Origin of the sequence: Brevibacillus sp. JB24b (assembly GCF_051713385.1) — a bacterium.
Taxonomy (GTDB): Bacteria; Bacillota; Bacilli; order Brevibacillales; family Brevibacillaceae; genus Brevibacillus_B; species Brevibacillus_B laterosporus.
This window is the reverse complement of sequence record NZ_JBNVQV010000001.1, coordinates 822,513-843,504: the sequence shown is the minus strand read 5'-3', so window position 1 is coordinate 843,504 and position 20,992 is coordinate 822,513. Positions and strand designations below refer to the sequence as shown.

The 20,992-nt window shown below is 40.1% G+C and carries 26 protein-coding genes; 3 read left to right on the top strand and 23 right to left on the bottom strand.

Annotated features, from left to right (window positions below; genetic code table 11):
* Nucleotides 1-4: 4 nt before the first annotated feature.
* The 7 genes from ACQV1I_RS04600 to ACQV1I_RS04570 all read right to left on the bottom strand — a co-directional run bounded on the left by ACQV1I_RS04600 (nucleotide 5) and on the right by ACQV1I_RS04570 (nucleotide 5,219).
* On the bottom strand, nucleotides 5-421 hold the full coding sequence (locus ACQV1I_RS04600; RefSeq protein WP_438769106.1) for a single-stranded DNA-binding protein: 417 nt from the start codon (nucleotides 419-421) through the stop codon (nucleotides 5-7).
* The gene (locus ACQV1I_RS04595; RefSeq protein WP_438769105.1) at nucleotides 418-1,173 is read right to left on the bottom strand and encodes an MBL fold metallo-hydrolase; all 756 of its coding nucleotides are present in this window, start codon (nucleotides 1,171-1,173) and stop codon (nucleotides 418-420) included. The genes ACQV1I_RS04600 and ACQV1I_RS04595 overlap by 4 nt, the downstream gene beginning before the upstream one ends.
* An 11-nt stretch (nucleotides 1,174-1,184) precedes the next feature.
* Complete coding sequence (locus ACQV1I_RS04590; RefSeq protein WP_438769104.1) at nucleotides 1,185-2,105, bottom strand: RecT family recombinase; 921 nt, start codon at nucleotides 2,103-2,105, stop codon at nucleotides 1,185-1,187.
* A 2-nt stretch (nucleotides 2,106-2,107) separates the two neighbouring features.
* Entirely contained in the window at nucleotides 2,108-3,625 is a 1,518-nt protein-coding gene (locus tag ACQV1I_RS04585; protein WP_438769103.1) for an AAA family ATPase, read from the bottom strand.
* A gap of 107 nt (nucleotides 3,626-3,732) precedes the next feature.
* Nucleotides 3,733-4,083, bottom strand: coding sequence for a hypothetical protein (locus ACQV1I_RS04580; protein ID WP_438769102.1), 351 nt, complete (start codon nucleotides 4,081-4,083; stop codon nucleotides 3,733-3,735).
* Nucleotides 4,084-4,099: 16 nt separating this feature from the next.
* Nucleotides 4,100-4,813, bottom strand: coding sequence for an ORF6C domain-containing protein (locus ACQV1I_RS04575; RefSeq protein ID WP_438769101.1), 714 nt, complete (start codon nucleotides 4,811-4,813; stop codon nucleotides 4,100-4,102).
* Nucleotides 4,814-4,970: 157 nt separating this feature from the next.
* Nucleotides 4,971-5,219 (bottom strand): helix-turn-helix transcriptional regulator, encoded by a 249-nt coding sequence (locus tag ACQV1I_RS04570; RefSeq protein ID WP_438769100.1) that lies wholly within the window; start codon nucleotides 5,217-5,219, stop codon nucleotides 4,971-4,973.
* 118 nt (nucleotides 5,220-5,337) lie between these two features.
* Here ACQV1I_RS04570 and ACQV1I_RS04565 point away from each other — a divergent pair, with 118 nt between their 5' ends.
* The 3 genes from ACQV1I_RS04565 to ACQV1I_RS04555 all read left to right on the top strand — a co-directional run bounded on the left by ACQV1I_RS04565 (nucleotide 5,338) and on the right by ACQV1I_RS04555 (nucleotide 8,856).
* Nucleotides 5,338-5,838, top strand: a complete 501-nt coding sequence (locus ACQV1I_RS04565) for a helix-turn-helix domain-containing protein (RefSeq protein ID WP_438769099.1) — start codon at nucleotides 5,338-5,340, stop codon at nucleotides 5,836-5,838.
* Between the two features lie 471 nt (nucleotides 5,839-6,309).
* Nucleotides 6,310-7,683, top strand: a complete 1,374-nt coding sequence (locus tag ACQV1I_RS04560) for a helix-turn-helix domain-containing protein (protein WP_438769098.1) — start codon at nucleotides 6,310-6,312, stop codon at nucleotides 7,681-7,683.
* A gap of 657 nt (nucleotides 7,684-8,340) precedes the next feature.
* A complete protein-coding gene (locus tag ACQV1I_RS04555) occupies nucleotides 8,341-8,856 on the top strand; it encodes a hypothetical protein (RefSeq protein WP_438769097.1) in 516 nt (171 codons plus the stop codon).
* A gap of 308 nt (nucleotides 8,857-9,164) precedes the next feature.
* On the opposite strand, the gene ACQV1I_RS04550 is transcribed toward ACQV1I_RS04555, so the two are convergent.
* The 16 genes from ACQV1I_RS04550 to ACQV1I_RS04475 form a co-directional block, all read right to left on the bottom strand.
* Nucleotides 9,165-9,938, bottom strand: a complete 774-nt coding sequence (locus ACQV1I_RS04550; protein WP_438769096.1) for a glycoside hydrolase family 25 protein — start codon at nucleotides 9,936-9,938, stop codon at nucleotides 9,165-9,167.
* Nucleotides 9,938-10,333: a phage holin family protein gene (locus ACQV1I_RS04545; protein ID WP_438769095.1), complete on the bottom strand. Its 396-nt coding sequence runs from the start codon at nucleotides 10,331-10,333 to the stop codon at nucleotides 9,938-9,940. Before ACQV1I_RS04545 ends, ACQV1I_RS04550 begins: the two co-directional genes overlap by 1 nt.
* 90 nt (nucleotides 10,334-10,423) lie before the next feature.
* Nucleotides 10,424-10,552, bottom strand: coding sequence for a CD1375 family protein (locus ACQV1I_RS04540; RefSeq protein ID WP_429826506.1), 129 nt, complete (start codon nucleotides 10,550-10,552; stop codon nucleotides 10,424-10,426).
* A complete protein-coding gene (locus ACQV1I_RS04535; RefSeq protein ID WP_438769094.1) occupies nucleotides 10,545-10,721 on the bottom strand; it encodes a hypothetical protein in 177 nt (58 codons plus the stop codon). Before ACQV1I_RS04535 ends, ACQV1I_RS04540 begins: the two co-directional genes overlap by 8 nt.
* Complete coding sequence (locus ACQV1I_RS04530) at nucleotides 10,721-12,400, bottom strand: Ig-like domain-containing protein (protein ID WP_438769093.1); 1,680 nt, start codon at nucleotides 12,398-12,400, stop codon at nucleotides 10,721-10,723. Before ACQV1I_RS04530 ends, ACQV1I_RS04535 begins: the two co-directional genes overlap by 1 nt.
* Complete coding sequence (locus ACQV1I_RS04525; protein ID WP_258417593.1) at nucleotides 12,401-12,679, bottom strand: hypothetical protein; 279 nt, start codon at nucleotides 12,677-12,679, stop codon at nucleotides 12,401-12,403. It abuts the gene before it with no gap.
* 6 nt (nucleotides 12,680-12,685) lie between these two features.
* On the bottom strand, nucleotides 12,686-13,156 hold the full coding sequence (locus ACQV1I_RS04520) for a hypothetical protein (protein ID WP_438769092.1): 471 nt from the start codon (nucleotides 13,154-13,156) through the stop codon (nucleotides 12,686-12,688).
* Nucleotides 13,157-13,167: 11 nt separating this feature from the next.
* Nucleotides 13,168-13,764 carry a hypothetical protein gene (locus ACQV1I_RS04515; RefSeq protein ID WP_438769091.1) on the bottom strand — a complete coding sequence of 199 codons (597 nt, stop codon included), beginning with the start codon at nucleotides 13,762-13,764 and terminating at the stop codon, nucleotides 13,168-13,170.
* The gene (locus ACQV1I_RS04510; protein WP_438769090.1) at nucleotides 13,757-14,914 is read right to left on the bottom strand and encodes a baseplate J/gp47 family protein; all 1,158 of its coding nucleotides are present in this window, start codon (nucleotides 14,912-14,914) and stop codon (nucleotides 13,757-13,759) included. Before ACQV1I_RS04510 ends, ACQV1I_RS04515 begins: the two co-directional genes overlap by 8 nt.
* Nucleotides 14,907-15,263 (bottom strand): DUF2634 domain-containing protein, encoded by a 357-nt coding sequence (locus tag ACQV1I_RS04505; protein ID WP_438769089.1) that lies wholly within the window; start codon nucleotides 15,261-15,263, stop codon nucleotides 14,907-14,909. The genes ACQV1I_RS04510 and ACQV1I_RS04505 overlap by 8 nt, the downstream gene beginning before the upstream one ends.
* Complete coding sequence (locus ACQV1I_RS04500; RefSeq protein WP_438769088.1) at nucleotides 15,260-15,628, bottom strand: Gp138 family membrane-puncturing spike protein; 369 nt, start codon at nucleotides 15,626-15,628, stop codon at nucleotides 15,260-15,262. The genes ACQV1I_RS04505 and ACQV1I_RS04500 overlap by 4 nt, the downstream gene beginning before the upstream one ends.
* Nucleotides 15,621-16,418: a phage protein gene (locus ACQV1I_RS04495; protein ID WP_438769087.1), complete on the bottom strand. Its 798-nt coding sequence runs from the start codon at nucleotides 16,416-16,418 to the stop codon at nucleotides 15,621-15,623. Before ACQV1I_RS04495 ends, ACQV1I_RS04500 begins: the two co-directional genes overlap by 8 nt.
* Nucleotides 16,415-16,726, bottom strand: a complete 312-nt coding sequence (locus ACQV1I_RS04490) for a phage baseplate plug family protein (protein WP_438769086.1) — start codon at nucleotides 16,724-16,726, stop codon at nucleotides 16,415-16,417. The genes ACQV1I_RS04495 and ACQV1I_RS04490 overlap by 4 nt, the downstream gene beginning before the upstream one ends.
* 13 nt (nucleotides 16,727-16,739) lie before the next feature.
* The gene (locus ACQV1I_RS04485; protein WP_438769085.1) at nucleotides 16,740-17,357 is read right to left on the bottom strand and encodes a LysM peptidoglycan-binding domain-containing protein; all 618 of its coding nucleotides are present in this window, start codon (nucleotides 17,355-17,357) and stop codon (nucleotides 16,740-16,742) included.
* A 3-nt stretch (nucleotides 17,358-17,360) separates the two neighbouring features.
* Nucleotides 17,361-20,393: a phage tail tape measure protein gene (locus ACQV1I_RS04480; RefSeq protein ID WP_438769084.1), complete on the bottom strand. Its 3,033-nt coding sequence runs from the start codon at nucleotides 20,391-20,393 to the stop codon at nucleotides 17,361-17,363.
* A gap of 165 nt (nucleotides 20,394-20,558) precedes the next feature.
* The gene (locus ACQV1I_RS04475; protein ID WP_116334762.1) at nucleotides 20,559-20,858 is read right to left on the bottom strand and encodes a hypothetical protein; all 300 of its coding nucleotides are present in this window, start codon (nucleotides 20,856-20,858) and stop codon (nucleotides 20,559-20,561) included.
* Between the last annotated feature and the right edge of the window lie 134 nt (nucleotides 20,859-20,992).

Below are 20,992 nucleotides of genomic sequence, written 5' to 3'. Positions count from 1 at the left end.
TTTATTAGAACGGCAAATCTTCATCTTTTATTTGAACTTTCTGACCGGTACTATAGAACGGATCGCTTGGTTGAGCTGCGGCTCCCTGTCTATCTTGTTCGCCTTTGCTTCCACCTAAAAACTGCACATGCTCTGCTACAATCTCCGTGACGTAGACTCTCTTTCCTTCCTTGTTGTCATAGCTTCTTGTCTGTATTCGTCCATCAACGGCACATTGTCTGCCTTTAGCTAGATAGTTAGCGCATAGATCGGCTAATTGTTTCCAAGCCACAATCCCAATGAAATCCGCTTCTTTCCGTCCATCAGTACCAGCAAAATTCCGGTCAACTGCTAGGGTAAATGTAGCTACTGCAACACCATTGGGCGTATATCTCAACTCAGGGTCTTTTGTAAGTCTCCCAATAAGAAAAACCTTATTCATGAAACCACCTCAACGTTATATTGTTGGCCTATTACTAGGCCCTTTTTCTTCAAAAATTGTTTTACTGTCAACTCTGCTAGAGACGGTAAATTATTTTTACTAGATAAATGCACCAGATAGATTTTCTCACCGTTTCCCTGTACTAATCTCTGTAATGCTTTTGCTGTTTGCTCGTTGCTTAAATGTCCATTATCAGAAAGGATACGTGCTTTTACTTGGGTAGGATATTGACCTACTTCAACCATGTCTGGATCATGATTCGACTCGATAATGTAAATGTCTGAATCTCTCATAGCTTCTAGCATTTCCTTATCTACCTTGCCAGTATCTAAGCACACACTAACTTTCGTTTGACCGTCCGTAATAGAGAACCCTACAGGCTCGTATGCATCGTGATGAGTGGGAAAGGGGCAAATGCTCGCCCCCTGTATATTTATTGCGTGGTAAGCTCCGTAAATCGTTTCTATTGGTTTTTGTAGCTCCACATCAACTTTTGAAATACTTCTCCATTCGCCATAAGTGGCGAACACTGGAATATGGTACTTGTTCGCAAATGGTAAGCCTTTGATATGATCGCCATGTGCATGTGTAATGAATATAGCTTGTACAGCATTAGGATAGATACCCTGTTCTAGTAAAGCTTTTTCTATCTTTGTCTTAGCAACTCCGGCATCAATAAGAATGCACTTTTCACCGTACTGAATCGCTATGCAGTTTCCATTTGAACCGGAAGCAAGGATTCTAACTTTCACTAAAATTCCCCCTATTCCAGTTCATCATAGTTGTTGTTCATTTCTTCGATATGCTGATCCATGATTTTTAGTAGGCCCGTTAACTCTGCTAAAGTAGGAACGTTTCCATTGTTTGGGCAATGCTGTTGCATGTATGAATTTATTTCATCTTTGCTGGTAATGCCCAGAATTTCGAATTTAGCCTTTAGCTCCTTTTTGATCTTTTTAATTTGATCTTCTTCATGTTTTTCAGTAGTAGTAGATACACTGTCACTCTTATTTCTAACTTCTTCCCCACTCACTTCAACCACAACTTCACGTTGTTTAGGTTCGTAGTTAGGAGTATCAGAAATTGTATCTTTCAAGGTATCTTCTGTATCCCCAAAACTCTTTCCAAAGGCGGCTTTTAATGCTCGCTTGACCATGTGTTTTTTAAACATGTCATTAAAGTTTTTTGTCCACATAGTTTTCTGCATACCTATTGGTGATGATTTATAATGTTCTACTTCTCCTACTTCCATTGTTACGGTGAAAGGCTTCAAACCTTCTTTATAGGCGATAGCATAACCGCCTATTACCCTACCCCTAGGCATTGTCCAAGAGTGTTCATCAATGACGACATAGTACCGTCCATCCTCTGAACGTTCTTGATGCATTTTAAATTCATCATGTTCATGGATTAGCTGAACATCGTATCCTAGATATCCCTCTACCTCTCTTGCTTTTCTTACGTGAAAATCAATTCCAAATTGTACAGTTAATTTCCCACCGAATACACTAGGATGAATTTCACCTAGAATCGGATTAGCATTTGAACTTTTAGCAATTGCCATGAATAATTTAAACTGAGATTCATTGCAATCTTTCGCAATCGTTTCATGTATCGTTTTTACGTCACTTTCGGTTAATTCGCCAAAAGCAAATGGTTGATATTCCGCTAATTGTGTTGTCATGTCTAGTTATCCCCCGTCTCGATGATTAATTCTTGATCGGCTATTACTCTGGATGTAATTAACTGCCCTAAAGGTCTAGTAAAGCGTGTGATAGATTCTGCATTATCCACAAAGCAAGGGGCAACAATTCCTGATTGCCTACTTAACACGTCCCGTAACTCCAAGCCAGCTAGGATAGTTTCAGAAAGAGAAAGTTTTCGGTATGATTTTCCGTCCATTTCAATTTCAAAATCTGGTTTATATTCACAGTCACCTTTGTTTTGTTTAAAGAGGCGAACGGATAGGGTAGTAAATAATTCTTGTACCTTCACCGCCTGTAACTCTGCGACTTTAGCTTCATAAGCCTTGATTGCATCCAACACTAGAATGGAATCACTTCGACTTTCATGCGTTTCAGCTTCCGCACTCTCAGCCTGTTTAATCTGGTCTAGTAGCTGTTCTCTTTGATCTTGTGCAGCAATGTTAGCAAGTAATGACTTTTGTTTCTTTTCTAACTCCCGAATTTTTTCAATCTGTTCCGACACGTCAATAAATTCAAGTTGTGCAAGTTGAGATTGAAGTTCGTTTCTTTTCGTCACCAGCGACTTGTGGTTAGCCTTGTACTGTTCTACTCGCTTTCCTTTATCTGTCTCTACTGCTTCGATCGCTTCTGCATCTAATAGCCGCTTGCATGTGCGGCATGTATCCGCTATAGCCTCGTCACGTAATGAGGGCCACTTGGAAGCTGAGTCACTAATTTGTTCTTGTAGAGACTGGATTCGAGCATTCAGAGAATTGTATTGTTGATTGTTCTCACTTGCCGAAAATGTAGTCGCTTCTATCTCTTTGATTTGATCAGTGAGCCTTTCAATTTCTGTTTTCGTATCTTCCACATTAATATCAAGTTGAGGTACATGTTTCAGTTGTTTTTGCAAAGTTCTAGTACGACTTTCTTCTGATATAAGAGCCTTATCCATCTTGTTTTTATTGTCCCGATGAATCTTTTCTAAGTCTGATAATGTGTGTTTTCTTAATTGGTCAGACAGCTTTTTGGCTTGTGCTTTTGGTAGTTGTGCGAACACTTCTTTGTTTAGTGGTGGAGTAACGTATTGAAGCAACATACTTCGCTGTTTTTCCCAGTGAAGAGATGGGAAATAGAATGGATTAAATAGAGCTAAGAATAACTCTTTATCAAATAGAGACTTGACCAGTTCGTCAAACTCTGTGGATTTTGTGGGTACTTCATTTACATACAGTTTGTTCTTTCCTTTTTCGATCGAACGAGCAAGTAAAATTTGCTTGTTATCAACAGATAGTAATAACTCTGTGGATATGTGATCGTACTTATAATTGGTAGGTGTTGGATCGCTCTTGCTACCTAGTGTGTCTGTGCCGTACAATGTCCATGAGATGGATTCTAAAATACTAGATTTCCCTCTCGCGTTGTCACCTGTGATCTTGGTAAGGTCGCCAAACTCTACGACAAGATCACGGTGACTTTTAAAATTGTGCAGTTTAATAGATATAAACTTAATTTCCACGGTTTTTCTCCTCTCGTTGTGCGTTTCGTAGAATGATAGAACATTGCTTCTCGTTGTCTTTCCAAATTTCTGCTAACTCTCTAAGTGTCACAGAAAGCAGCCCCTTTCTAATGGATAACATTAGCCAGACAAATTAAACCCAATATGTTACTACTAATTAAAATTGTTTCATCATCTGAAACCGCACCAAGCAATATTTGATAATCATTTATGTGTTTGAAAAAAATGTACTCATCTAAATCCAAATTAAGCTCAGTGCCTCCTAAAGTAATCGCTAGATAGTCCTCTTTTGCTCCTTGAAGATATCTGTAATCAATTTCAGAATTAGAGATTTCAATAAACGGATTAGCCGTTACATTTTTATAGATTTCTAAGCCGCACTTAACACCAGACTCTTTCATTGTCTGTAGAAGGTGTATCATTTCATTTAAACTTGCTGTAGCCATTTGCATTTTCATTGTCTGCCGCCCTTTCTTATACAAAACTTAATTGATTGTTCGCCTCTTCGATCTCGCGCAACAGCTTCCCAGCGGGTTTCCATGTCTGAATGTACTCACGGGCCTTTTGATAATCCAAAGGAGAAGTATTGCGGTAAGACTCAACACTAAAATAGTTTTTATAATCTCTCCAGATCGATTTGAAAACTTTAGAACGTAGGTTTTTATCCTTATAAGCATTACTCTCATGACCGTTAATGATGTGCATAACTCGGCTTCTGCAAGTATTACTAATTTCTAGTTGTTGCCCGTAATCAATCGTTGACGTTTGCTCTAAATGTGTCACTCGTCTTTCAATCTCCTGATTTTTTTTATCCAGGAAGAAGATTGCTTGCAGCTCCTTGCTTAACCCAGTAACGTTGCTGCCATTTAGCTGTTTTTCCATTTCTTCAAATCGAGTAACATATTCGGCAGTAAAGAGAACACCTTTTTCGCCAGTCATTTTATTGGCTACCATGTCGCAACCTTTACGGGTTAGGAGATAGCATTTGTATCGTTTCCCTGTTCCAGATGTGTAGCTACTTTCAATGAAAAAATGGTCAGTCCCCAAATTTGGGTTTTGATCCAAAACAGCTACATACCCCTCAATATCTCTAATCAAATGATCGTGCCGTTTCCCTACCATTTCAGCCACTTCTCGGCTGTCCGCTAATAGTTGTCCATTTTGATTAATCACCCGTAGTTGTTTCATTTGATATCCCCTCTCTTATATGAAGTAATTGCTTATGGTCTTGTAAGAACTTAAAAACTGTATTTTTTTATATTGGTTCTATTGCGTTATTTAAAAACACAGTATATAATGATCTATGTGCATAAGATGCACATGTTAATCAAAAAAATATACATCACTAAACTACCCAATCATTAACTACCAAATCGCTAAACAAATCATCTACAGTTGTATTAAAGTATTTAGCGAGTCTGAATGCGAAACCAATCTCAGGATTACAACGACCGTGTTCAATATTACGAATAAAGCTCTCACTAACATTAAAATCAATTGAAACAGCACGTTGTGTTTTACCGTGTTTTAATCGAAGCTCTTTAAATCTAGTACGTTTAATAATTGGGCGTGGGTCTGCCTTTCTTCTGGACAAAACACACCACTCCTTTCACATATGTTATTTTTTGTCGTGTGCATTTAGGACACATGAAAATACTACCATGTGCATTATTTAAACGTCAACTACTTTTTTAAAAAAAGGAGATTAAATAATGAATAAGGTAACAGGAAACAGCGTAGATACTGACCTAAAGAAAAAAATCGGTGAAAGAATAAAAGCAAAAAGAACAGAGGCAGGACTATATCAATCACATTTAGCAGAAAGAGTTGGGGTTGATCGGGTTAGTATATCCAACTATGAAACAGGTAGAGCTATGCCTCCCTGGGATATAATTATTGCACTTGCAGAGGTTTTTAATTGCACGACTGATTATCTTTTATGCAAGACAGATATTAACTTAAATAACTGTACTCCCTTTGATAATCACTCAAGAGTAGCAGAGACAGTAGCAGTGTATTTACCCGACACAGAACGGCAAAAAAAAGAGAACCCTGATCCGTATAAAAACGAAAAAGGGTTCTTAGCGAATATTGATCTTTCCGATGAAGAATTACTAAAAACGTTCAAAGTAGTTGTGGATGGTCGGGAGTTGACCGAGAAGGAATGGAAAAAGTTAATTGCTTTTCTCCGTGTTGAACGTGAGTACCAATAATATTGGGTGTAGCATTATTTATCACATTCCGTAAATTGATCTTTATTACATTTGCTAATTTGTCTATATCTACAATCACGCGATCACGTACCATTGATCAATCCACCATCCTATTACTTTTTGTTTATATTCATAGTTGTTAAAACTTGTTAAACTATTATAACACAAAACAAGAACAATTGTTCCGATTTCAATAAATAAAATATTAACATCAGAAATATATTAAGCAAGGAGAACAGCTTATAAATTGACATCCTACAAGCCCTATACAATGAACATATAAAACATCTTTCAACCTTTTACGGGAATGAAGGGTGTTTTATTTTTTGTAGCTAGGAACATATAGAACTTAATATTTTTAAAAATAATACTCTTATACTTTTATTTTTATTTACAATATTATCTAATTAAAGTATGATGTAATGGAATATTTTTACTTATTTTTCCAAATACAAGAGGGGGATAGGTTAAATGTACGCCTTTGAATACAATCATCAAGTAGCACAAATTGAATTACGCCAACGTTTACAAGAATCACTTGATAGTAAAGGATGGAAACAAAAAGACCTTGTACAAGCTACCGGAATTGATTCAGTAACAATAAGCCAATTAATGAATAACAAGCGAAGAATGACATTACCTCAATTGGAAACAATTACAAAGGCTTTAAAAATACAGATGGGCACTTTCTATGAGTATTTTTTAGGTGAATGCTTCAACGAAACCGGAAAACTGTCACCAGCTAAAACGGCAGAATTTTTTATCGGTTGCATCAAAGCAGAAAGATATGATATTACCAAAAAAATTATGGATTTTATCAACGAGGATACAGATAGAAAACGGCTTGTTGATAATACATTTAAAATGGCGGAACACATTTTTTCATCTGAACAACGAAATTACAGTCTACCGCTATATGACATTGTGATAACCAACAGTACCACACGTAGTGAACAGTTAGCCATTGCTTATTTTAGACGATTTATCATAGCAAGAGATGTAGACCTTACTGTCTCTGGATATGAAACGTTGCATCAACTCCAAGAATATCTTCCTTTACTTCCAGAGGAATATAAATTTGATGCTTATTATAAAATATTGACGTTCTATAATGTCGTAGAAAAATGGGATAAGTTATTGAACTACGCAAAAGAATTAAAAGAATTAGCTACTGCTGAAAACCAAAAAAAATATATTACAGAGGCTTTACTATACGAAGTTGCTGGCTATGAAGGCTTGAAAGATTATAAAACAGCAATTCACGTCATAAAGGAATACGCTACCTATGGGAATGAGTATGCAGAACTAGCTCAAATTAATGAGACATTGCTCTTTATTGAAATGGGGTATGTTGAATACATTGATGAACATATAAAGCTAATTTCCTGTGATTTGAATAAATTATGTGTTTTTTTACCTGTAGCAATAGAAACATATCTTCAAAAAGAAATGCTACAAAACATCGAGGAGTTGTTACGTACATTTGAAAAAGAAATTATGGAAATATGTAGCAAAACGCATATACTTATTAAAAGACATAAATTAAAGCTATTTCAAGCTCTATCCGCATATTATTTTATTAAAGGGGAAAAGGATAAGGGATTCAAGTATACTTTGGAAGCCCTCCAATTAGCACTTATGTTTAAAAATGTAGAACGATTACGCAACCTTATTCTGCTCCATTACCAAAACGATCCGTCAGAAGAACAGAAAGAAGAGTTCGTTACCATTATGACAAGGAGGAATAATCAATATGAAGAAAACATGGATTTTATCACTGGTGACTCTGTCCTTATTAGGTTTTATCGGAATCAACTCGGAAACAGCTTTGTCAGCAACATATAATGAACAAAGCCTTTCTAAAACTTTCATTTATGGAGAAGGTTGGTAATGTCGTTAAACTTAATAAATTAATCTACATTTTGAAAAATCATTCATTTTGTTAAGAGGGATACCTCTTTTTTTTTTGAAAAAAATTAAATAAAAATATTTTTAGGAAATTTGTTTATCTTAATATATAATCAACCCAACAACTGGTAATCTATATAAAATTTAGGAAATTTCATTAGTTTTATATTTTGTGGATGCCAGAAGAAAGGAGGATAGCAAAGAAGGAATCTTCAAAGAAGGAGTTGACAGATGTTAGTATGGGGCGATCGCAGAGGTAGATGTCGAAAGAAGGATTTTAAACAGGTAATAAAAACGGGATGTTCCCAAATGCCCAACGAAAGCTTAGGAACACCCCCACAATCAGAGCATATTAATGATGCTCCATTCGAGTTTACCACGCCTTTGCGTTTAAATGGAAAAAAATATTTTTTTTCGAAAAAGTAATTGTCTTACATGTGAATAAGCTGTACGGGAAACTTTGTATAACAAAATAAAGCCGTGGTTCAGTTATTCCTTATAGGCAATTATATTGATCGAGAATAAGGAATTTTTGTAGGATCGAATGTAAAAATATCCCTTTATTGATAATATTCAGAAAAGAGGTTATACTTTATGATGAACAAAAAGTTAATTAAAGGAATTGCGATTTTATCTACTGTTGGTTTTCTAGGGACTGCTATCGCTCCGGCGACCAGCGTGTTTGCCCAAGAAAAAGTATCACAATCAGCTTCTTATCAAACTCCAATGTCGCAACAAGAAATGGATAAGATCATCAAAGAAACTGCTAAGGAAATTTTAGAAACTGCACCAAGAGTAGTAGTAGAAAAAGGGCCTGCCCAAGTTGAGGCACAAGGTTTTGTTTCTCTTGGAACAAAGCTAATGAAATATTTTGGTAAAGGGTATGTAAAAAGGGAGTTACCGAAAAAAATATATGCTAAATTCCCAGACATAGCAAAAGAAAAACTTACAGAGGAAAAATGGATTTTCGCTTGGAACACCTATATTTTAATGGGGCCGTTGGATGAAGTGAAAGATACTGTAACTAAAGCTTTGGAGCCATATGTCTGGGGTTGGGTTGCAAAATCTTGCGGAATTATTGCACAAGGTATCGTGTACGCTATACTTTAAAAACAGAAAGGAGATAAAATGAACTCAAAGACTTTAAAGTTCATTCTAACTATTTTTTCTGTATATGGTACTATGCAAGTTACAAAAGAAATGAATATAGCTGATAGTTGGCTTATTACAGAGTTTGTTCGTTTCTTAATTTTTGTAGTAGTATTCTTCGTTGTTTCTATCCTTTTGGATAAAATATACAAAGATAAAGAGGAATAGCCGTCCCTTTTAATCTTAACTGAAAAATCATTATGTAGAAACGTCCGAATCTCCCTCGTATTCGGACGTTTTCTCGTTCTCTAGTAACTGTTTACTTTTTTCTATTTATTCTGCGGCTCTTGCCCACTTGCAACCCTTACCCGATCGGCAAGCTCCCCAAGATATTTCACTTGCTCCTTCATTCCCATTGCATCACTAACTTTCCATTGTGTTTTCAATACTAAAATGATTTCATCTGCTAGCACTCTATCCATAGTTGTTTCCTCCTTCATCATTGCATTCCAAAAATCTTTTTCCATACAGTTCATGTCCACATTACCGTTAATACCAGCCACTTTCCCGCAATCGGAATACTGGAATACCGCCCATCGGCTCCATGTAGGGTTTAGCATAGGTTGGTTTGTATTGTAATGGGCTACCCATAATGGATAGCTAGCGAGAGCTTTATCAAGGTAACGTTTAGCAAAATAAGCACCTGTATAAATCATAGGCGTTTTTCCTGTGTGGCCCTTAACATGGGTAAGAAACCCAAGGCAAAACGTTGTAATCTGTTCAGGTGTTAACCCCTTGTCCGTCTCGATATCAAGAACTAGCGGCATATCACATGGTAGCCCTTTGACCGTTTGAACAAAATGTTCCGCTTGTGCTTGGGCAGATAAATCAGGGTGGGCAAAATGATAATACCCTACCTTGATTCCGGCTCTATTGGCTCCCTGAGCGTTTTCTTTCAGCTTCCTATCAACTAGGCTCGTCCCTTCCGTTGCCTTGATAAAAGCGTACCTCACTCCGTCAGATGCAACTTGATTCCAATTAATTTCACCTTGCCATTTAGACACGTCTATTCCCTTGATATTGGTTTCATTTTTTGCTTGCATTATTTACCCTCTCCTTTATCTTTTAGAACCTCTACAGCTCGTTTAACCACGTCTGGTACTGGTAAGCCGATACGTCCAGCGTTCTCTAAAATGGACAGCAGTTCATTAGCCATATAAAAAAAGATCGTTGCGCTACGGATTACATGCTGATCCCCTAAGGCAGTATCCAGCATGTGAGCTATAGCGATGATCCCAAAAATAAAAAGTTTTCTTGCTATCCCGATGAGTCCAATTTTGCTTTTTAGTTTCCCTTCCGCCGCTCCTGCCGCTATACCGCTTGCGTAGTCAATACATACAAAAAAAATTAATACCGTGAGTAGGTATGACCACCCACCAAAAAGAAACGTAACGACTGCACCTCCTACGGCTGAAAGAACTTTGAGTAAGTTTTCCATGTATCTATCCCTTTCAAATTAAGATAGGGAGCCGTGGCCCCCTGTTGTTTTTGGATATAAAAAACGCCTCTCTCAGATGAGAAAGACGTTTTACATTTCTGCTTGTTCAGCTAAATACTCGGCAACAGGGATTTGATATTCCTCTGGTATAGATTCAATTTCTCGGCGTCCAGCCTTCACCAGCAAGCCATATACAGGAATCATATATTGTTTAGTCATGTTTGTTCTCTCCTTCAAGTTTTAGAATTTTGCCTTCCAACAAGGCTATTTTTTCGTCTAACTTTGCTATAGCTTCATAGGCAGCAAGCAACTCCGGTGTAACATTATTCATGTCTTTTTCTTCTTTGATTTGCGAAAGCGGCTTTGCGTTTTGTAGCTCGATATTCATTAATCAAATGCACCTCCGAATCCTTGGAATGAAATAGGTTTTGTAGCCTCTCCTTTTTCAATATGGAATCGAATGTCAATTCCCCATTTGTCGGCTGTTTTCTTATCATTTGTATACAGATACCCACGCCCAAGCTTTACAACCAATGTGCAATCCTCCCATGTAGGGGATTCATCAAAAGCGTTATTGCACGTTTCTACCTTAACGACAGTTCCAAATGGAATAACCCAATCTGGAGTAACCAACACACGCTTGGCAGCAATATCTGTAGTAAATGGTACGGCAAACCCGTCAATCACAATTTTATTTTCGAATCTCTTGAATGTGTAGGATCGAGTGTACATCATGCCTTGCTTGTCTGTAGCTGTAACTGTAAGAGTGTGTACTACATCAGGCTGTAGAGTGAGCCATATATCAGGTGGAATTGTGGCCGTTTCTTCTTTACCTGCTATGCCTGGAAACGAACGGATCACAGTTCCATTTATCTTTTCAACAACAGTGAAACTGTCTCCTTCTGGATCGGTAACGCTATACGTTTCAGAAGGGGCTGCCTCAATTATTCCTAAGTCCTTATTCTGACCAGTAATAATGGGTGGTCGGTTGTGAACAACTCGAAATTTCCGTGTAAACTCAGTTGATTTACCGCCTTGGTCGTCCTCTGCCCAGATGGTTAGGGTATGGTCAATGTTTTCTGCTAAATCCAAACCCACGATATCTGTAGCCCCATCATAAAGCCGTTTGCTCTTAAATGTTAAAGTCTTGGCAAAAGAAATAGGCGTGCTACCGTTGGATACTCCCGATTGCAACGCCCTTACTGTCCCTTTATTGACTTGGTATTTTACTGTAACTACGTTATCTTTGTCGATATCAGACGCATTTCCTTGAATGCGTAACGTAGCATTTTCCGCAAGCTTTTGATTGTCGATTGGAGAGGATAGGTTCAGTGTTGGATTAGAGTTATCGGAATACTCGATAGTTACCGCATACCGATAGTAATAGGTATAGCTTCTTGTATCATATCCAGGTTTCGTGACAGTGCCACTATATAACTGTGTGTAACTATAAACCGCGGTGGATGGTCTTGTGACAGTGCCAGAATACGTTGCCGTTGCTGTCGTACTCCAGTATTCATCAGGGTTTCTTCCAGATCGTGTACAAGCCCCAAAAGACACGGAACCCGTTTGGTATAAAGTTCCGCTGTACCCACCCTCGTTATATGAAATGGAGCTAGGCAAAGCCCTCTCTGCATACCTTTCTGCTTCTGGGCAAGAGTTACATCTTCCACTTGATGCAGATTTGCTTTTCGATACAGACTTACTATCCCCGATAGAGCCACTTACAAGTGTTTTAGACGGGCTTCCACTCTTACTAAGATTTCCACTAAATCCACTTACTTTATACGACATACTGCTAGGAAAGGAATTTGTTTTGCTTGTTTGTGAAGAAGTTGCCACTCTAGTCTGGGTAGGTACATAGGAGCCTCCTGTTTGAGCTGACCGTGTGTAGGAGCCTCCACCGAAAGTAAACGTTACAGTGTTGCCGTTCACTTTATATGATACCGTCCCTGTATTGACCGTTACAGACTTAATACTTTTTAAACCTGGTATTGTTAAGGTGTGTGTTTGTGAGCTATATGATAATTCATCGAATTGCTTTTCTAATTTTTTTATCGTTGCCATCTACAAAATCACCAACCTTTTATTTCCCTTGTCATACCATCCAGATGAAACCTTGACCTTTTGTATCTCTTTAAAGTTGACAAAGAAAATATTGTTTTTAAAATCGTTCAGTAGTGAATCTTCTAGCGTTTTCGTTCTTGTTTCCAAATTTGAAACGGTATTTTTTAGTTGGTCAATGACTAGATGAGCTGATTCAATCCCTTCCTCCATATTGTTTAATCTATCGGCGCTAATTCCAGGAGAAGCACCATTATTCCAGATGGTTTTATGATATGGCATGTTACGTTATAACCTCCCAATCGTGTCGATCCGCTCGAAACGTAATGTAAATGGTACTGACTCCCTTGATTTATCAAAATCAAAAAGAATACGTGACACCATGATTCCGGTATTTTGGTTTTGGTCAGCATCTTTACCAGCGAATATCCCTAATTCCCGAATATGAAATAATGCTTCATCATCAGGAATGGCACAAACAGACCGCAAGACTCCTGTGCCACCATCTTCCTGAGCAGCAAACGCGATTCTAAATCGTTCATTAGCTAACTTCGTTTGATTCCTCTGTACCGAATCGGATGAATCTCCCAACGCCAGGTACTTTATTTTTAAATCGCTGTGTTTCCCTGCTAGTCCGTCTCTTAAAAAGTTTAATCCAGCGTCTGTAATCATATTTTTTATGTGCAGCTTGGTTTCTGTACCGTCACCTTTACATACAGTTACGTTGTACTCACCAGCCCAACCGCCACGTTCAATCATGTTATTTCCTCCTAACAAGGGTAAAGTTCGTCTGACGGGTAAAGCTCGTCATTCGGGATAGGACAACTAAAGCCAACGTGTGTAATGTTTTCCCCCCACCCTGATAACTCAGTGAAGTTGCTTAACGGTTGAAAATACATTCGTATTCCAGGGCCAGCAAGCTCTGAAAATGCATCCAGAGTTGTCTTGTTTAATTGCTCATATCCTTTGACTTTTACTAGAAAGGCTGCTGGTTCTTTTAGCAGATCACTATTGAATAGTTCTACAACCTTTACATCAGAAACAGGCACTTGCAAAGCATCAGCAAGTACCTGGATAATGGTATTTATTTCACCGCGAGAACGGTTCTTTGCCCTTTTACTTTTGATTAACATTCGATATACTTCGTCAGCAGCTTTTCCCCGTGGTTGTCCTACTTCTTTTCCAATGGTATCTAGCCATTCGCCCGCTGCTTGATTTTCATCCCGATTATCTGCAATTACACTAAATGACTGATCGAGTTGCTGAATTTGCTCCTGGAACAACCGGATGACTTTACCCATGTTGCTATCAGGGTTTTTTGCGTAGTTGTCGGTAAGTCTTGCAAGAAAATCCTTTAGGTTAAACATGGGTTGTCACCTTGATATTCGAGTGATGGACAACAGCTTTTTTATACTTTTCAATAGGGATATTTTGCGTATGAAACGTACTACAATCTGTACTTACTTTTATCTCAACATCCTCAACGCCCTCAACCTTCATTACAGCCCCAATTAACTGATTAATAATGACATTCTGCCCCGATTTCATACCTTCATAATTTATTCCGTCTTCATCCTGTCCACCGATCATTTGAATTATTTCGGTTCGAACTTTCTCAGCTCCATCAAGTAGGAACGCTGAAGAAGTAGTAAGAATAGCTTTGATCCAAACGGGCACGTTTTCGGTGCGACTAAATGTAATGATTTGCTTTTCACCGGATAGGTCTGTGATTTCTTGCGTAATCCCCCCATGAGTTTCTATTCCGGCAGGTTTGTGTTCGAAAATCGCTTGGGCAACCTCCCGATCGTTACCGCCTAAAACAAAAACCTCAAAACTTTTCGGGTTCCGGCCCTCTGCATCCGGTTGCATCGTTTTATTCTCGATGATAGTCACGGATCGCACTCCTGGTACTTTATACAGCGCTCCATTGAGCAAGCCGACTTTTGCTTTTTTCAGCCGCTCCCGATACTCTTTATCTGTTTCCAGGCCTCGACCTTCTCTGGTAGGGGTAGGGTTTGTTACCGTGTTAATATTTGAGTCAGCCAGTAGTAGTCGTGTAATTCGATTAGAAGGTACATTTCCATTACCTCCTGCTTCCACAGCCGTGACTTGCACTGTACCCTTTCCATTGTCGTCAAGGATCAAGCTGTCAATGGTTCGAAACCAAACCTCTTGATCAGTTCCCACTATAGTATCCTCCGGCACTTCGTAGCCTGGTTTCCCTTCGATTTCTATTACACCGATAGCCGCGCTTTCGGGCAGACGGTAGATTCCATCTGCTGCGCCTAATTTATCCAAGCTTACCCCTGTAGCTGTGTCACGGAATCCACTGTGATACACTTCTTCTGCATGTTGCCAGACCAAAGATAAGAACCAAGCGAACAACCGGATAAGGATTCCAAGCGGGGAACGTAAGGTAGTATTGATATCCTCGCCAAATAACGTACGCGCTCGTTCTTCTATCTCTGTAAGTAGGTCGCTGTATCGCTTACGTTTAAATCCCTGTTCATTAAGCATCCCGTGTTAGCACCTCCTTGATCTCTGTACCGTCATGGGCCACTGCTTCGAATGTAATGAAAAGCTTTCGTTCTTTACGGTCAAAATGGATATCGATCTTGGTTACTCGCTCAATCCGTTCCTCCTGGGAAATGGTTTCATACACCGCTTCGCGAATTACATCTTCATTCGGTTTTTTATTATGTAGAACAGCTTGTGTAAAACCATGTTCTCCTTCCAAAAAGAACTCATATTTATTGGTGTTCATGGCAATTTCAACCGCTTGTTTGACCTCTTTTTTTCCACCCACCATGACAAGTTCCCCTTTGTCAAAAACCAGATCGCCGTCCTTCAGAAGAAAAGACCTCATCCTAACACCCCAACAACAACGGCATCTGACAAGCTGTGTCTACGCCTAGCATTTGGTAAGGCATGTTCGCCTTTTAACGCTTGATCCATCGCTCGTTCCGAAAAGACAATGAGCACAATTTGACGAGGCTTCAATATAGGTAGATATTCTTGTTCCATCCCTCCCACTTCAAAGTGCTGCTTTAGCACTGGTACGCCTTCTAATAGAGGGAGGGGAATTGTACCCCTCCCTTTGACCTTTTGTTTCATGAGAGGCTGTACAGAGGCTCTACGCGTTGCCTTATCATACTGGACAACCTTTGCTATTGTGGCAGTGTGTAGTTGTCGCAATTCACTTTCTAACCAATCCTTTAGCACCTCATCCATGAAACACCGCCTCCATTTCTGTAACAAAATTAGTTCCGTCATAGACATGACGACCGCGGGCCACTCTCAGAGAACCCTGAACCACTTTGCTTTGAATGGTGATTAAGCTACTTGTGGTAATTCTGTGTTGCAGCAGACTCTTAGCCCTATATCCTTGTTCCCCTTCGCTGACAAACAGTTGAGGGGAACCAATCAATCCCGTACTTGGTGACAAAATAAAATTCGTCTTGTCCCCTTTATTGTGTGGACGTAAAAAAAGACGCCCTTTGTTGATATAAAATGGCGTCTCGCAATCCTCTGCAATTTTTTTAATTGCTTCTATCACCGATCCTTCAACCGTTATTCCTTCCACATATTTGATATCCTTTTGTAGTGACCAATCACCAATCTGTAAGTTAGCCGTTTTGATTAAATCTCGTAGGACAGTGGAGGCGGACGTTTGTTTTTTATAAGCCTTGCTTTCAATCGTTCGTTCTTTTAACGGCTCACTGTCCAGTACGATTATGGATGTACGTTTATCCGGCCCATTCCAAGATGTTTCAAGATCGACTAATCTACCTACTAGGATCGTTCCTACATCGCCAGCGTATCCAGCATTTACAATGATCTTACTATCAAAATGGGCAATGGCATTTATGGTGTTATCAGATAGGTTGTATATATCAATCCGACTCTCATTCGGCTCTGCGTTATCACTAAACGGCACATCAAAGGCTAGAGTAAGCTCAGACGCTTTAAACGACACGTTACCTACCAGTAACTCAACCACTCGTTTATAAGCTAAACTCAATCATCCTCACCAACCTGTAACAAGACTGTTTCCCCAAAGTTATCCCAGGTAATTTGTTTTTCTCTTCCCGCTGGATCAATAGGGAGGAGTCGGGGAGCTGGAAACCTGTTATCTTCGAATGCTTCAAAAACGGGAACCCCATATACCAGCTTGGCCCCCATGACTAGCAGCTCGTTGTTTTTCATCAGGTCAAGCGTAAAGAAATGAAACCGATCGTTGTAATTGATCTCTATTTCAAATAGCTCAACTCCTAGCTCTATTTCCATCTTGTAAGGAATTAACTCTTTTTCAATTGGTATATACTCCATACGCCCTCAACTCCTAACCTACCGTAATTACCATGCCCTCTTTTAGCCTTACACTCTTTGGGATATGTCCATTCCATTTCCTCATTTTCTTGACATCTACACCGTACTGACTCGCGATACTTTCCCAGGTTTGCCCCTTTCTAACCGTGTGTTTTTTTCCGGTTGGTTGAGAGCTTTTTGCTTTCGTTGCCTTTTTCCCTTTCTTGGTTGTTTTGACTTGTTTTCGTCCCGTAGTAGAAACCAGTTTCACATTGGTAATAGCTTGTTTTGGTAGATTAACACTGAATTTTTGTTCTACGCGCCGTAACTCACGTATTTGCATCGTAAAAGCCATTCCGTTTGCTACCTGGGCGTGATGATCCGTTTCTATCGACTCTATAATACTTTTTGTAAAAATATTTCGTCCCGTGTAGGTTACTGGTTCACCAGCATTCATGAGGTTCACAAGGTTCTGGCGAGTTTGTGCGGCTTCTGGGCCAACCATCAGACCAGTGATAGCGAACTTCTTTAGTGCTGGTTCTACGTGGTCTGTAATGGCTGCACCGTTTTCAACCGGATGCTCGGAAACCTTTACACTGTATGAGGGCTTTTCGTTTATCACATGGATTTCCATTCCAGTAATCGTTGCCATTTCTTATACCTCCACATGCTTGGGATTTCTGCGCCCGAACGATTTGAAAGCCTCATCTACTGCTTTTTTAGCTTCTTGTTTTATTTCTTGAACCGTGCTACTATCCGCATTACCTTGTACGTTAATATTGATTTCAACTTTGGTAGGGCCAGAGGTGTTATTGGTAGTGTGATTGTTATACATAGAGGAATGCACCGCCTGGGCTGTATTAGGCGTTTGGGCCATTCCTCCAACTGTTTCACCTGCTAGAGAAGAAATAGCCCGACTTACATCCGGCAAGCTGTTTTGAATACCGATCCCGTACCCTTCCCCTGTAAAACCACCTAGCTCCATAAACACGCGTGATGGTGAATGTATATCAAGCACAGATTTAAACTGATCGACAGCAGATGTTGCGATACCTGCAATAGATTCCTTAATGTCACCGACCATACTCTTGATCCCATTCACGAATCCCTGGACTACGTTTTTTCCAATCTCAAATAAATCAATGTTTTTAAGAAAATCAACGGCAGCTTTCCAGCCATTGACGATACTGTCTTTTATTCCTGTCACAATAGTTTTTACGCTGTTCCACAGGTTTGTAAAATTGCCTGTTAGGGCAGACACCATGTTACTAACAAGGCTTCTAGCTCCATTCACGCCACTGACAAAGAATGATTTCACTGCCGCCCAACCACCTGATACAATGCCTTTTATCAGCCCAAACCCTGTACGAATAGGGCCAAGTAATCGCCCAAGGAACGTAAGGTTTATAAGGCTCCAAATAAACTGCAAGGCACTGCTTACCAAGCCTTTCACACCTTCCCATAATGCCGACCAGTTTCCAGAGAATAGAGCAGAAAATATTTTTATGGTATTGAGGATAATGCCGACTGCTCCTTGAATAACACCCTTTATGTTGCTCCATACATCTTTAATGACAAATAAAGCTACTTTCCAAATGACGGTTAATACAGGTTGTAAGGCTGTAAATGTATCGGTTAAGAAAATAGAAATACCTTGGGCAGCTTCTGCAAACAACGTACTATTTTCTGCAAAGAAATTTTGAATCTCACCAAAAATACCGACTGCAAACTCTTTAACGGTACGGATAGCCGAATCTACCATATTTCTGAATGGCTCAAATTTCTGGTAAGCAAAATAAACAGCAGCACCGATCCCTACGATAGCTGCAATTACACCCAAGATAGGGCTTGCGATTCCAGACACAATACCTGCGACACCGGAAATAGCGCTGAATCCGGCTAACATAGAAGGCAGAAGCGAGATAAAAATGAGAAATGCCCCACCTAAAAGAGTAGCAGCAGCCGTCACCGCAAGAATGATAGCGATTGTTTTCTTGGTTCCATCACGTAAACCGTTGAACTTATCAACTACGCTGGTTATGCCAGAAGATAGCTGCGTCAGAATAGGGACAAACGCCTCACCAATAGATAACTGAGCGCCTTCTACCGCCGATTTCATTTTCTCAGTAGCGCCTTTAAGGTTATCCATTTGTCTTGTAGCGATTTCAGCAGCCTTTCCAGTTGAATCCTTTAACGTTTGGCTGTATGTGTCCAACCCTTTTGGATCGTCCATCAAAGCAAGCATAGCGCTCATTGCTTCTGTACCAAAAATGGTTTGTACAGCACTCGCCCGCTCTGCATCACTTAAATTCGCAAACGCTGATTTCATTTGACCAAGAATATCCGGTAACCTTCTCATTTTTCCGTTAGCATCTTCCAAACTAATGCCGTAATACTTCATCAAGTCAGCCGCTTCGGTTGTCGGGCCAGCTAATCGAGTGACAGAAGCTCGTAACGCTGTACCAGCCATAGACGCATCAAGACCAACGTTACCCAGATAACCGGAAGCCGCTGCCATATCTTCGAGCGACCACCCCACCGCATGTGCCGCCGGTGCAACATATTTCATCGTTTCCCCGATACCTAGTAACGTTGTATTGGACGTTGTGAAAGCTTTCGTGAGGACATCCGCTGCACGTTGTGACTCGGTAGCAGCAAGCCCAAAGCCTGACATAATGTTTGACGTAATATTTGCTGCATCGCCCAGACTGATTTGCCCTGCCGCCGCCGCATCTAACACACCAGGCATAGCCTCAATGATTTCATTACTCTTGAAACCTGCCATCGCTAGATACTGCATACCTTCAGCCGCTTGGCTACTTGTAAAAACAGTGGACGCCCCAAGCTCTTTGGCTCGCTTGGTCAATGCTTCCATTTGTGTGTCAGTAGCACCTGAAACGGCTCCGACACGGCTCATTGCATATTCAAAATCGGTAGCCGTTTTAATAGCTGAACCTAATCCGGCTGCAATGCCAGCGCCTCCGGCTAGCAAAAAGCCTCCAGCGACTTGTATATCACCAGAGGCTTGATCTATTTTATTCATCACTTTCAGGGAGCCGTTTGAAAAGTCCCCGTATTTCTGTCGCAAACCTTCCATTTCTCTACTCGCGCGTTGTGCCGCTTTTTGTTGCCGATCCAACGCGCGCGTGACACCTTCTGAGGAATGGATTGCGTTTCGACTTGCTTCGGCTGCTGCTATGGTTGCGCGCTTTGCTCTTTCGTCCGCTTGTTGCGCTTTTGTTGCAGAGCTAATCGCCTTTTCTGTTGCAGCTTGCACCCGTTGTAAAGCCCTTGCCTTTGCTTCATCAGATGAGATTGAGCTTTTCGTAATAGCAGTTGCCTTTTCTATGGCCGTCTTTGCTCGTTCAGCCGCTTTTGTGGCCCGTTCATGGGCCGCCGCTGCTCGATCTACTGCCTTGGCTGCTAGTGCATTAGCTTTGTTGGCTCGTTCGGTCGCTTTCGTTGCCTGGTCAGTCGCATGTTGTACCTTGGATACAGTAGAGCCTAACGCCCCTGACCTTTCCGCTACTGCCTTCATAGACTTTCCAGCCTTACCCATGCTTTCATTCATGCTATCGAACGTTCTTGTGCTTGCGCCTGAAAGTTTAGTTAACCGTTTGTCTAGTGCTTCAAGAGGACTAGAGGATATCTTATAACCGACATCAACAAATAGTTTACGTAAAGACACTATTTGCCCCCCTTCCTCTTCCGACCTTTTTTACCAGCTTTGTTTTGTAGCTCCACCATATAATCCAAGGCCGCATTAGCTTCGAAAATGTCGTCCCAATCCATCTGACAAGCATCTTGATAGGAGATACCACCATCTGATAAGACTAAGCGCCAAAAGGCCCAATTATTCTTCGCTTTCGTCTTGTAAACGGGACTTCCGAAAAGAAGAGTAAGAGGTATTTACAAACTCTGACGCTAACGTCATCAGCTCATCAAAATCCTCGCCGTTCTCTTCATCAAAGTAGCTCCATGATACTTTTGGATGTACAATGACATGTTTCATTAGTTCCGCAAAATAATTCTCTTCAATTAACACCCCATGCTTATTTTTGCAACGGTCACGCATTTGGACGGCTGCTCGCATTCCTGGATGTTGTAAGGTGTATTCTGTCTCGTTGATCTTTTCAATGTGTTGTTTTGCCATGTATAATCTCTCCCTTTGGTTATAGTTCGTGTTCTTGCGATATCAGATCCTAAATTTTTGTTTTTATCGTTCGTCTTTTGTCCTTTTAGGATCCAAATATGTGCTGTATATCGTTCGGTTTTTCACAGAAAAAA

What these genes read in the sequence shown, in the direction of transcription:
- ACQV1I_RS04590 (WP_438769104.1), bottom strand. Translation starts at nt 2,105, where the DNA reads ATGACAACACAATTAGCGGAATATCAACCATTTGCTTTTGGCGAATTA.
- ACQV1I_RS04535 (WP_438769094.1), bottom strand. Translation starts at nt 10,721, where the DNA reads ATGAATATCGAGCTACAAAACGCAAAGCCGCTTTCGCAAATCAAAGAA.
- ACQV1I_RS04600 (WP_438769106.1), bottom strand. Translation starts at nt 421, where the DNA reads ATGAATAAGGTTTTTCTTATTGGGAGACTTACAAAAGACCCTGAGTTG.
- ACQV1I_RS04500 (WP_438769088.1), bottom strand. Translation starts at nt 15,628, where the DNA reads ATGGATGAGGTGCTAAAGGATTGGTTAGAAAGTGAATTGCGACAACTA.
- ACQV1I_RS04565 (WP_438769099.1), top strand. Translation starts at nt 5,338, where the DNA reads ATGAATAAGGTAACAGGAAACAGCGTAGATACTGACCTAAAGAAAAAA.
- ACQV1I_RS04520 (WP_438769092.1), bottom strand. Translation starts at nt 13,156, where the DNA reads ATGATTGAACGTGGCGGTTGGGCTGGTGAGTACAACGTAACTGTATGT.
- ACQV1I_RS04505 (WP_438769089.1), bottom strand. Translation starts at nt 15,263, where the DNA reads ATGAGGTCTTTTCTTCTGAAGGACGGCGATCTGGTTTTTGACAAAGGG.
- ACQV1I_RS04510 (WP_438769090.1), bottom strand. Translation starts at nt 14,914, where the DNA reads ATGCTTAATGAACAGGGATTTAAACGTAAGCGATACAGCGACCTACTT.
- ACQV1I_RS04485 (WP_438769085.1), bottom strand. Translation starts at nt 17,357, where the DNA reads ATGGCAACGATTACTGGAATGGAAATCCATGTGATAAACGAAAAGCCC.
- ACQV1I_RS04525 (WP_258417593.1), bottom strand. Translation starts at nt 12,679, where the DNA reads ATGCCATATCATAAAACCATCTGGAATAATGGTGCTTCTCCTGGAATT.
- ACQV1I_RS04530 (WP_438769093.1), bottom strand. Translation starts at nt 12,400, where the DNA reads ATGGCAACGATAAAAAAATTAGAAAAGCAATTCGATGAATTATCATAT.
- ACQV1I_RS04540 (WP_429826506.1), bottom strand. Translation starts at nt 10,552, where the DNA reads ATGACTAAACAATATATGATTCCTGTATATGGCTTGCTGGTGAAGGCT.
- ACQV1I_RS04575 (WP_438769101.1), bottom strand. Translation starts at nt 4,813, where the DNA reads ATGAAACAACTACGGGTGATTAATCAAAATGGACAACTATTAGCGGAC.
- ACQV1I_RS04515 (WP_438769091.1), bottom strand. Translation starts at nt 13,764, where the DNA reads ATGTTTAACCTAAAGGATTTTCTTGCAAGACTTACCGACAACTACGCA.
- ACQV1I_RS04555 (WP_438769097.1), top strand. Translation starts at nt 8,341, where the DNA reads ATGATGAACAAAAAGTTAATTAAAGGAATTGCGATTTTATCTACTGTT.
- ACQV1I_RS04490 (WP_438769086.1), bottom strand. Translation starts at nt 16,726, where the DNA reads ATGGAGTATATACCAATTGAAAAAGAGTTAATTCCTTACAAGATGGAA.
- ACQV1I_RS04560 (WP_438769098.1), top strand. Translation starts at nt 6,310, where the DNA reads ATGTACGCCTTTGAATACAATCATCAAGTAGCACAAATTGAATTACGC.
- ACQV1I_RS04580 (WP_438769102.1), bottom strand. Translation starts at nt 4,083, where the DNA reads ATGAAAATGCAAATGGCTACAGCAAGTTTAAATGAAATGATACACCTT.
- ACQV1I_RS04475 (WP_116334762.1), bottom strand. Translation starts at nt 20,858, where the DNA reads ATGGCAAAACAACACATTGAAAAGATCAACGAGACAGAATACACCTTA.
- ACQV1I_RS04550 (WP_438769096.1), bottom strand. Translation starts at nt 9,938, where the DNA reads ATGCAAGCAAAAAATGAAACCAATATCAAGGGAATAGACGTGTCTAAA.
- ACQV1I_RS04545 (WP_438769095.1), bottom strand. Translation starts at nt 10,333, where the DNA reads ATGGAAAACTTACTCAAAGTTCTTTCAGCCGTAGGAGGTGCAGTCGTT.